Origin of the sequence: Actinoplanes sp. NPDC051633 (assembly GCF_040681735.1) — a bacterium.
In the GTDB taxonomy this organism is placed as follows: Bacteria; Actinomycetota; Actinomycetes; order Mycobacteriales; family Micromonosporaceae; genus Actinoplanes.
Genome location: NZ_JBFAZH010000228.1, coordinates 1 through 8,408, shown reverse-complemented (window position 1 = coordinate 8,408; position 8,408 = coordinate 1). Strand labels below are relative to the sequence as shown.

Sequence of the window (8,408 nt, the reverse complement as noted above, 5' to 3'; positions counted from 1 at the left end):
GGCTGGGTACGGCGCTGGCCGAGTTGCTTCCGGGTGATCCGGAGGTGCGGGGGTTGCTGGCGATGATGCTGTTGCACGATTCGCGTCGTGGGACGCGGTTCCGCGACGGTGAGCTGGTGCTGCTGGAGGATCAGGATCGGTCGGGGTGGGACGTCGGGCAGATCGCCCGAGGGCGCGCGGAGCTGGATCGGGCGATCGCGGTGGGTGGACGGGGGCCGTATGTGCTGCAGGCGGCGATCGCGTCGTTGCATGCCGAGTCGCCGTGTGATTGGGCGCAGATCGCCGCGTTGTACGCCGAGTTGGGCCGGCTGACCGCGTCGCCGGTGGTCGAGTTGAATCGGGCCATCGCGGTCGCGGAGGTCGAGGGGCCGGCGGCGGGTCTGCGGATCGTCGACGGGCTGGGTCTGGACGACTTCCGGTATCTGCATTCGACGCGGGCGGAGTTGTTGCGCCGGTTGGGGCGGGTCGAGGAGGCCCGGGTGGCGTATCGGCGGGCGCGGGAGTTGACCGACGATGGCGCGGAGCGGCGGTTCATCGAGCGGCGGTTGACGGAGATCGCACGTCTGTTCTAGTCATAAAGGCCGCAGAAAGGCATAATCAAGGCATGGGTGCTGCGGAGCTGGTGGAGGAGTTTCTGGCGGCGCGGGCGGTGCGGAAGCCGTCGGTGCACACGCTGCAGGCGTACCGCAGGGATCTGTCCTTGATCTTGGGTTTGATGGCCGATGCCGAGGACCTCTCCCCTCGCTCGTTGCGGGCGGCGTTCGCGCGGTTCGCTCGGGACCGCGCTCCGGCGAGCGTGTATCGGGCCTGGTCGACGTGGAATTCGTTCTTCACGTTCCTGGTGACCGAGGGGATCGTGGCGGGCAATCCGATGTCGGCGGTGGACAAGCCGCGGGTGGCGGCGCACTCCCCCAAGCCGTTGCGGGGTGAGGACACCCCGGAGCAGTTGCTCAGTGCGGTGGCGGTGGCCGATGAGCGGCAGCGGGATCCGTGGCCGGAGCGGGATCTGCTGGTGCTGGCTCTGGGGTTGTGCGCGGGGCTGCGGCTGTCGGAGATGCTGGGTCTGCGGACGGGTTCGTTCGTCGGGCGTCCGGGTGAGCGGCGGGTCGAGGTGGCGGGCAAGGGTGGGCGGCCGCGGTCGGTGCCGATCGAGCCGGGGCTGGACGCGGTGGTGCAGGCGTATCTGGACAGCCGGCGGCTGCGGGTGGGGCGGGGTACGGACACGCTGCTGGTGGATCGGCGTGGGGAGCCGTTGCGGCGCGGTGGGCTGCAGTATCTGGTGTCGTCGTGTTACCGGCGGGCGGGCGTCGGTGACCGGGTGCCGCGGGGTGCGCAGTTGCACGCGTTGCGGCACACGTTCGCGACTCGGCTGGCGGAGGACGGGGCGAACGCGTCGGAGATCATGCGGCTGCTGGGGCACGGGTCGTTGACGACGTCGCAGAACTACATCGAGGTGACCTCGGCGCAGCAGCGCGCGGCGGTGCGGTCGAACCGCACCAACCGCGCGCTCAACGGCTTGATCTAGTTGTTGAGGAAGGCGAGCAGGGCCTCGTTGAACTCGGCGGGGTGGCTGGCGTTGATGCCGTGCGGTCCGTCCTCGATGACGACCAGCTGGGCGCCGGGGATGGTCTCGGCGGTGCGCCTGCCGCTGACCTCGAACGGGACGATGGCGTCGCTGTCGCCGTGGATGACCAGCACCGGGATGTCGATCTTGGCGAGGTCGCCGCGGAAGTCGGTCTCGCCGAAGGCGGTGACGCAGTCGAGGGTTCCCTTGGGGCTGGCGGCGTAGGCGATGGAGCGCGCATAGGTGACCTGCGCGTCGCTGACCTTCTGCTTGCGGCCGGCCTTGAAGAAGTTCTCGGTGAAGCCGTCCAGGAAGGCGATGCGGTCGGTGACGATGCCCTGCTGGAAGCCCTTGATGGTGGCGTCGTCGAGGCCGCCGTCGGGGTTGTCGTCGCTCTTGTAGAGGTACGGCGGGACGGCGGCGGCGAAGACGGCCTTGCGGACCCGGTCGGTGCCGTACGTGCCGAGGTAGCGGGCCACCTCGCCGCCACCCATGGAGAACCCGACGAGGGTGACGTCGCGCAGGTCGAGGTGGCGCAGCAGCGCGTCGAGGTCGGCGGCGAAGGTGTCGTAGTCGTAGCCGGTCCACACCTGGCTGCTGTTGCCGAAGCCGCGCCGGTCGTAGGTGATGACGCGGTGTCCGTCGGCCACCAGGGCCGGGACCTGGGCCTCCCAGGAGCGGCCGGACAGGGGCCAGCCGTGGATGAGCACGACCGGGGCGCCGGTGCCGGCGGTGTCCTCGTAGTAGATGTCGACGTCGTCGTGGGTGACGAATGGCATGTCGGTTCCCTTCCGGGTCAGGCGAGACTCAGGTTGACGTCGATGTTTCCGCGGGTCGCGTTCGAGTAGGGGCACACCTGGTGGGCCGCGTCCAGCAGCTCGCGGCCTTCCTCGGGGCTGACGCTGGGCAGCTCGGCCTCGATGCCGGCGGTGAGCTGGAAGCCGCCGTGGCCGTCGGGGCCGATGCCGACGTCGACGGTGATCGCCGTGTCGGTGAGGGTGATCTTCTTGCTGCGGGCCACGGCCTTGAGCGCGCCGTGGAAGCACGCGGCGTATCCGGCGGCGAACAGCTCCTCGGGGTTCGGCAGCTCCCCGCCGGGGCCGCCCATCTCCTTGGGGACGGCGAGGTCGAAGTCGAGGACGCCGTCGGCGGAGCGGACGTGGCCGTTGCGGCCGTCGCCGGTGGCGGTCGCGGAGGCCGTGTAGAGGACCTGCATGGATGGTGCCCCTTTCACAGGGTGTTGACGTCCGCCGAGGCGCGGATGCGGCTCAGCAGGTGGTGCAGTTGGGTGAACTCGTCGATCGTCAGGTCGACGGCGCAGGCCAGCCTCTGCGGTAGGTCTGCTACCCGGTTGCGTAGCTGCAAACCCTGGTCGGTGGCCTGGATCCAGACGGTGCGCTCGTCGTGGGTGCCGCGGGAGCGCATCACGAGTCCTTGTGTTTCGAGGCGTTTGAGCAGGGGTGAGAGGGTTCCGCTGTCGAGGTGCAGGGCGCGGCCGAGGTCACGCACGGTGATGCGTTCGCGGTGCCAGACCACGGTCATGGCGACGTACTGCGGGTAGGTGAGGCCGAGCTCGTCGAGGGCCGGCCGGTAGAGGCCGGTCATGGCGCGGGAGGCGGCGTAGAGGTCGAAGCAGACCATGCGCTCGAGTCCGGTGGTGTCGGCAGCCATCACCCGAAGGGTAGTGCGCAATTCAGTTGTGGACAACTGATCTGTGGCGTACGCCATGAACTCATGTGATCATCCGCAGGTGCCGAAAATCCGTTTCGTCCAGCTACCACCGGCGGCGCTCACCGCCCTGATCGACGGCGACCTGGCCGCGGCCGGTGCGGCGGCCGGTGCGGAGCTGTCCCCGTTCCTGCTCGGCGAGGACTGGCTGTGGCGGATCCGCCTCGACGACATCGGGCAGGATCCGGCGGCCGCCGAGTGGATCGCCCGGGCGGTGCTGGACGCCGGCACCGGCCGGGTGGTCGGGCACGGCGGGTTCCACGGCCCGCCCGACGAGGACGCGACCGTCGAGATCGCGTACACGGTCGACCCGGCGTTCCGGCGCCGCGGTTACGCCACGGCGATCGTGGCGGCGCTGCTCGAGCGCGTGGCGGCGGATCCGCGGGTGCGCGCGGTGCGGGCCAGCATCCGGCCGGACAACGTGGCGTCGCTGGCCACCATCGCCAAGTTCGGCTTCCGCAAGGTCGGCGAGCAGTGGGACGCGATCGACGGCCTGTAGTACGTCTTCCGCAAGACGCTGTAAAGCAGGACCCCTACAGCCCCGGCTGCCGGATGTGCACCACCAGCGGGCGGTGGTCGGAGATGCCGGCCCGGGGAGTGCGCACCTCGACGACCTCGCCGAGGGCGCGCCGGCCCCGCGGGTCGGCCAGCACGTGATCCAGCTGCGCCCGGGGCGCCGTGCTCGGGTACGTGGGCAACCGGGCCAGCGGCCGCCACCCCGTGAACGCGCGCACCGGCCCGGACGGCATGTTCAGGTCACCCAGCAGCACGCGCGGCGCCGGCAACGCCCGCAACGCCCGGACCGCGGCCCGCAGCTGCCGCACATTCCAGCCCGGCACGAACGACAGGTGGGTGGAGGCGACGGTGACCGGCCCGGCCGGGCTGTCGATCACGGCGGCGATCAGCACCCGCGGCTCGTCCTTGAGCATGATGAACCCGCGGTCGGGGACGTAGACCGGTGAGCGCACCAGGGCGGCCGGCAGCTGGGTCACCTGCCACTGACGCACCGGCCACCGGCTGACCAGCGCGATGCCGTAGAGCGGATGCTCGTTGTCGTCGTCGGAGCGCCACGGCTGCCAGGTCTCCCCCGGCGTGCCGACCACCGCGGCGGCGAACCGGTGCGTCGGCGCCCCGAGCGCCTCGGCCGCGATCGCGGTCAGATCCAGGTGCTTGCTGCGTGGCTGCGCCCGGTCGACCTCCTGCAGGGCGAGGATGTCGGCGTCCAGGTCGGCGACCGACGCGGCGACACGCTCGGCGTGCACCTCGCCGTCGGACAGGGACCGGCCGTGCAGAAGATTGAAGGTCGCCAGGCGCACGGGCTGACCCTAGCGGGCCGCGGACCGGCGAGAATGATCGGCATGAGCGACGAGCTGCAGGAATTGATCGCCACGCTGGAGGAGCACGAGCGCCGGCTGACCTTCGACCGGTTCGACCACCCGGACGCGTGGGCGCTGGGCCGGCTGCTGGTGGAGACGGCGACCGGGCGGGAGCTGCCCGTCGCGGTGGACATCCGCCGCGGCCGTCAGCAGATGTTCCACGCCGCGCTGCCGGGCAGCGTTGCCGACAACGACGAGTGGATCCGCCGCAAGGTCCGCGTCGTCGAACGCTACGGCGCGTCGTCGTACCTGGTCGGGCGGCGGCTGGCCGCGCAGGGCAGGGTGCTGGACGCCGGGATGGGGGTGGATCCGGCGCGGTACGCCGCCCACGGCGGTGCGTTCCCGGTGCGGGTCCCGCAGGTGGGCGTGGTCGGCGTGGTGACCGTCTCCGGGCTGCCGCAGGCCGACGACCACGCACTGGTGGTCGAGGCGATCGAGCGGTTCCTGGCGATTCAGGCCGCGTAGCGGTCGGCGACCCGGGCGCCCTGCACGTCGGTGACCGCGAGGCGGCTCGCCATCGTGCTGCGGGTGGCGATCTGCGCGGCGTACGCGGCACGGCGGCGGGCCACGCAGCCGTCGTTCTTGGCGGACTCGTTGTGCTGCTGCTCCATGTGCGTGGTCAGGCCGTCCTTGAGCAGCGCGAGCGCCTCGGTGCGCAGCTGCGACACCCGCGACTCGGTCACGCCCAGCTCGGCGGCGACCTCCGACAGCGGCCGCTCCTGCAGGAACGACGCCTCGACGACGAACCGCAGCCGCTCCGGCAGCACCGAGACGGCGTCGTGCAGGTAGCCGATGCGCTCGCGGTGCAGCAGCATCTCCTCCGGGTTCAGCGACACGTCGGTGACCATGTCCTCGGCGGTGCCGGCGGCGAAGCCCTGCAGTGACAGCACGGCGGCGCGCTGCACGTCGTCGTCGACGCCGGCCACCTCGCTGACCCCGACGCCGAGCAGCTCGGCCAGCTCCTCGGTGGTGGGCGTGCGGCCCAGCTTCGCGGTCAGCTCCTGGCGGGCGGTGTCGGCGCGGCGGGCCCGGGCCCGGACCGAGCGGGTGGCCCAGTCCATCGACCGCAGCTCGTCGAGCAGGGCGCCGCGCACCCGCATGGCGGCGAACCGGCCGAACGGGATGCCCCGCTGCGGGTCGAAACCCTGCGCGGCGGTGACCAGCGCGGCGTACCCGGCCGAGGCGAGGTCGTCGCGGTGCACGTGGGCCGGAACCTTGAACAGCATCTCGCGGACCATGTGGCCGACCAGGGCCATGTTGTCGCGGATCAGGATCTCCTGCTCGGCGGTGACGGTGTTGCCGGCCGCTGCCTTGACGGTCGCTGCGCTCATGGTTCGTTCCCCCTCGTGGTCGTCGCCGCTTTCCGGCTGACGGGAGGAACTTTTATGGGCGCAGGGTGCAGTCTGCGGTTACGGACGGTTGCCGGTTGGTTGCACTCAAACTCGCCGGGAAAAAGGCTTAGGCGAGCAGCCAGCCGTTGTCGACCGCCAGGCGGACGGCCTCGGCCCGGGTCCGCGCGCCGGTCTTGCCGATCGCCGAGGACAGGTGATTGCGCACCGTGCCCTCGGACAGGTGCAGGTCACGGGCGATGTCGGCGACCGTCCCGCCGTCCCGTGCCGACCGCAGCACGTCGGCTTCCCGGTCGGTCAGCGGCGAGTCACCCTGAGCGAGGGACTGCGCGGCGAGCGCGGGGTCGACCACGCGCAACCCCTGGTGTACGCGCCGGACCGCGTCGGCGAGCTGCCGGGCCGGCGTGTCCTTCACGATGAACCCACCGGCCCCGGCCGCCATCGCCTGCCGCAGATACCCCGCCCGGCCGAACGTGGTGACCATCAGGATCCGGCACCCGGGAGCGGCCGCCTTCACCGCCCGGGCCGCGGCCACGCCGTCCATGCCGGGCATCTCCACGTCGAGCAGCGCCACGTCGACCCCGTTGGCCTTCACGGCGTCGACCACCTCGTCGCCGCGGCCCACCTCGGCGACCACCTTGAGGTCGGGTTCCATGTCCAGCAGCGCGGCCATCGCACCGCGCACGAGGGCCTGGTCGTCGGCGAGCAGCAGACGGATCACGGGTTCACCTCGCAGTGCGGGGAAGCAGCTCTGCTCATGTCGGCACCTCCACGCGTACCCGGAATCCCGGTCTGTCCTCGCGGGCACCCACCGTGAGGGTGCCGCCCATCTCCTCCGCACGGCGCCGCAGGCCTTCCAGGCCCTGCCCGTCGGCGCTGGTCACCGACTCGCCGACGCCGTCGTCGACGATCTCCACGCTGCCGGGGGCGAGCCGGACCTCCGCGCGCCGGGCGTGCGCGTGGCGGACGATGTTGGTGACCGCCTCCCGGATGGTCCAGGCGAACAACTCCCGCACCCGGGTGGGCACCTCGTCGGCCGCGCCCGGCAGGTCCGCCTCCACGTTCGCCGCGGCCAGGGCCTCCCGGGCGGCGGCGATCTCCCCCGGCAGCGAGATGCCGCGGACCCCGAGCGCGGTCGCCCGCACGTCGGCCAGGGCGTCGCGGGCCAGCCCCTCCAGGTCGGCGAGCTCCTTGCGGGCCCGCTCCAGGTCGACGTCGAGCAGCCGCTGCGCCAGCTCCGCCTTGACCGTCACGACGGTCAGCGAGTGGCCGAGGATGTCGTGCAGTTCGGCGGCGATGCGGGCGCGTTCGTTCTGCACGGCCAGCTGGGCGAGTTCCTCCTGGGTGGCGGCCAGCCGCAGTTGCCGCTCGCCGGCCAGCCGGATGCCGTAGCTGGCCGCGCCCCCGAGCAGCGCGGCCAGGCCGTACCCGTTGTCCTCCCAGCCCGGCACCAGCCGCGACAGCAGCTCGGCGCCGACCACCAGCGCGCCCGCGACGGGTGCCCCGATCGCCACCGGAAGGCCGGCCATCGCGGTGGCCGAGATGTAGGTGATGCAGGGCAGCGCGTGGAACCCGGCGCCCGGCACCTGCGCCGCGAACAGCACCAGCATGAGCGTCAGCAGCGCCCACATCGGCGGCCGCCGGACCAGCCGCCGGACCAGCCGCCGGACCAGCCGCCCGACCGGCCGCCCGACCGGCCGCCCGTCCCGCTTCGACGGCCACAGCTCGACATGCCGGCCCATCCGGATCTGCCGCAGCACGGCGACCGCCAGCAGGTAGGCCCCCGCGAAACCGACGAGCGCGACCATGCCCAGGTCGCGCTGCCAGTCGTTGGGCCGCCGCAGCAGCGCGGTCAGGTTCTCGTTCAGATAGAACAGCCAGATGGCGGCGAAGATCCACCCGTGCCGGAACCCGCGCATGCCGCTGAAGTTACCCGCGCTCAGACCCGCGCGGTGTCGCGGCGGAACCGCCACATCGCCCCGGCCGCGAACAACGCCGTCCACGCCACCACGTTCGCGACCGCGACCCACAGGTTCCCGTCGTGCACCAGGGGATACCGGGCGATCTCGCCGACGCCGTACACCGGGGTGAACTTCGCGATCGTCGCGAACGTGTGCCCCAGCTGGTCCACCGGCACGAACAGCCCACCGGCGAACGACAGCACGGCCAAGACTGGGCCGAGGATCTGCATGACGTTCTCGCTCGGCAGCAGATAGCCCATGAACAGGCCGAACGCGGCGAACACCAGCGCGCACACCCAGGCCAGCAGCCCGCACTCGATCCACGCGTGGACCGGCAGCTTCGCCCCGGACACCGCGCCCACCGTCATCGCCACGGCCACCGACACGAACCCGATGACCATCGCGAGCACCAACTTCACCGCGATGTAGG

Annotated in this window: 12 protein-coding genes; 4 read left to right on the top strand and 8 right to left on the bottom strand. The window is 71.8% G+C overall.

Annotated elements, in window-relative coordinates:
- Together AB0M20_RS15425 and AB0M20_RS15420 are read left to right on the top strand one after the other, a co-directional pair.
- The coding region (locus AB0M20_RS15425; protein ID WP_364298473.1) for a DUF6596 domain-containing protein at nucleotides 1–572 on the top strand (572 nt) is incomplete at its 5' end.
- 32 nt (nucleotides 573–604) lie between these two features.
- Nucleotides 605–1,525, top strand: a complete 921-nt coding sequence (locus AB0M20_RS15420) for a tyrosine-type recombinase/integrase (RefSeq protein ID WP_364298471.1) — start codon at nucleotides 605–607, stop codon at nucleotides 1,523–1,525.
- Here the strand turns inward: AB0M20_RS15420 and AB0M20_RS15415 are convergent.
- From AB0M20_RS15415 to AB0M20_RS15405, 3 genes are read right to left on the bottom strand one after another with little or no spacing between them, the layout of a single operon-like run.
- Complete coding sequence (locus AB0M20_RS15415; protein ID WP_364298469.1) at nucleotides 1,522–2,343, bottom strand: alpha/beta hydrolase; 822 nt, start codon at nucleotides 2,341–2,343, stop codon at nucleotides 1,522–1,524. The genes AB0M20_RS15420 and AB0M20_RS15415 overlap by 4 nt on opposite strands.
- Nucleotides 2,344–2,360: 17 nt before the next feature.
- Entirely contained in the window at nucleotides 2,361–2,780 is a 420-nt protein-coding gene (locus tag AB0M20_RS15410) for an organic hydroperoxide resistance protein (RefSeq protein ID WP_364298467.1), read from the bottom strand.
- A 14-nt stretch (nucleotides 2,781–2,794) separates the two neighbouring features.
- Entirely contained in the window at nucleotides 2,795–3,235 is a 441-nt protein-coding gene (locus AB0M20_RS15405; protein ID WP_364298465.1) for a MarR family transcriptional regulator, read from the bottom strand.
- Between the two features lie 79 nt (nucleotides 3,236–3,314).
- Between AB0M20_RS15405 and AB0M20_RS15400 the strand changes: the two genes are divergently transcribed.
- Nucleotides 3,315–3,791 carry a GNAT family N-acetyltransferase gene (locus AB0M20_RS15400; RefSeq protein ID WP_364298463.1) on the top strand — a complete coding sequence of 159 codons (477 nt, stop codon included), beginning with the start codon at nucleotides 3,315–3,317 and terminating at the stop codon, nucleotides 3,789–3,791.
- Between the two features lie 34 nt (nucleotides 3,792–3,825).
- Here the strand turns inward: AB0M20_RS15400 and AB0M20_RS15395 are convergent, their stop codons facing one another.
- Nucleotides 3,826–4,608: an endonuclease/exonuclease/phosphatase family protein gene (locus AB0M20_RS15395; RefSeq protein WP_364298461.1), complete on the bottom strand. Its 783-nt coding sequence runs from the start codon at nucleotides 4,606–4,608 to the stop codon at nucleotides 3,826–3,828.
- Nucleotides 4,609–4,650: 42 nt separating this feature from the next.
- Here AB0M20_RS15395 and AB0M20_RS15390 point away from each other — a divergent pair, with 42 nt between their 5' ends.
- The gene (locus tag AB0M20_RS15390; protein ID WP_364298459.1) at nucleotides 4,651–5,133 is read left to right on the top strand and encodes a heme-degrading domain-containing protein; all 483 of its coding nucleotides are present in this window, start codon (nucleotides 4,651–4,653) and stop codon (nucleotides 5,131–5,133) included.
- Here AB0M20_RS15390 and AB0M20_RS15385 read toward each other — a convergent pair.
- The 4 genes from AB0M20_RS15385 to AB0M20_RS15370 form a co-directional block, all read right to left on the bottom strand.
- Nucleotides 5,121–5,999: a sigma-70 family RNA polymerase sigma factor gene (locus AB0M20_RS15385; RefSeq protein ID WP_364298457.1), complete on the bottom strand. Its 879-nt coding sequence runs from the start codon at nucleotides 5,997–5,999 to the stop codon at nucleotides 5,121–5,123. The two genes, AB0M20_RS15390 and AB0M20_RS15385, sit on opposite strands and share 13 nt — an antisense overlap.
- 127 nt (nucleotides 6,000–6,126) lie before the next feature.
- Nucleotides 6,127–6,738 (bottom strand): response regulator transcription factor, encoded by a 612-nt coding sequence (locus tag AB0M20_RS15380; protein ID WP_364298455.1) that lies wholly within the window; start codon nucleotides 6,736–6,738, stop codon nucleotides 6,127–6,129.
- A gap of 34 nt (nucleotides 6,739–6,772) precedes the next feature.
- The gene (locus AB0M20_RS15375; protein WP_364298453.1) at nucleotides 6,773–7,936 is read right to left on the bottom strand and encodes a sensor histidine kinase; all 1,164 of its coding nucleotides are present in this window, start codon (nucleotides 7,934–7,936) and stop codon (nucleotides 6,773–6,775) included.
- 20 nt (nucleotides 7,937–7,956) lie between these two features.
- A partial coding sequence (locus AB0M20_RS15370) for an ABC transporter permease (RefSeq protein WP_364298451.1) occupies nucleotides 7,957–8,408 on the bottom strand: 452 nt, incomplete at its 5' end.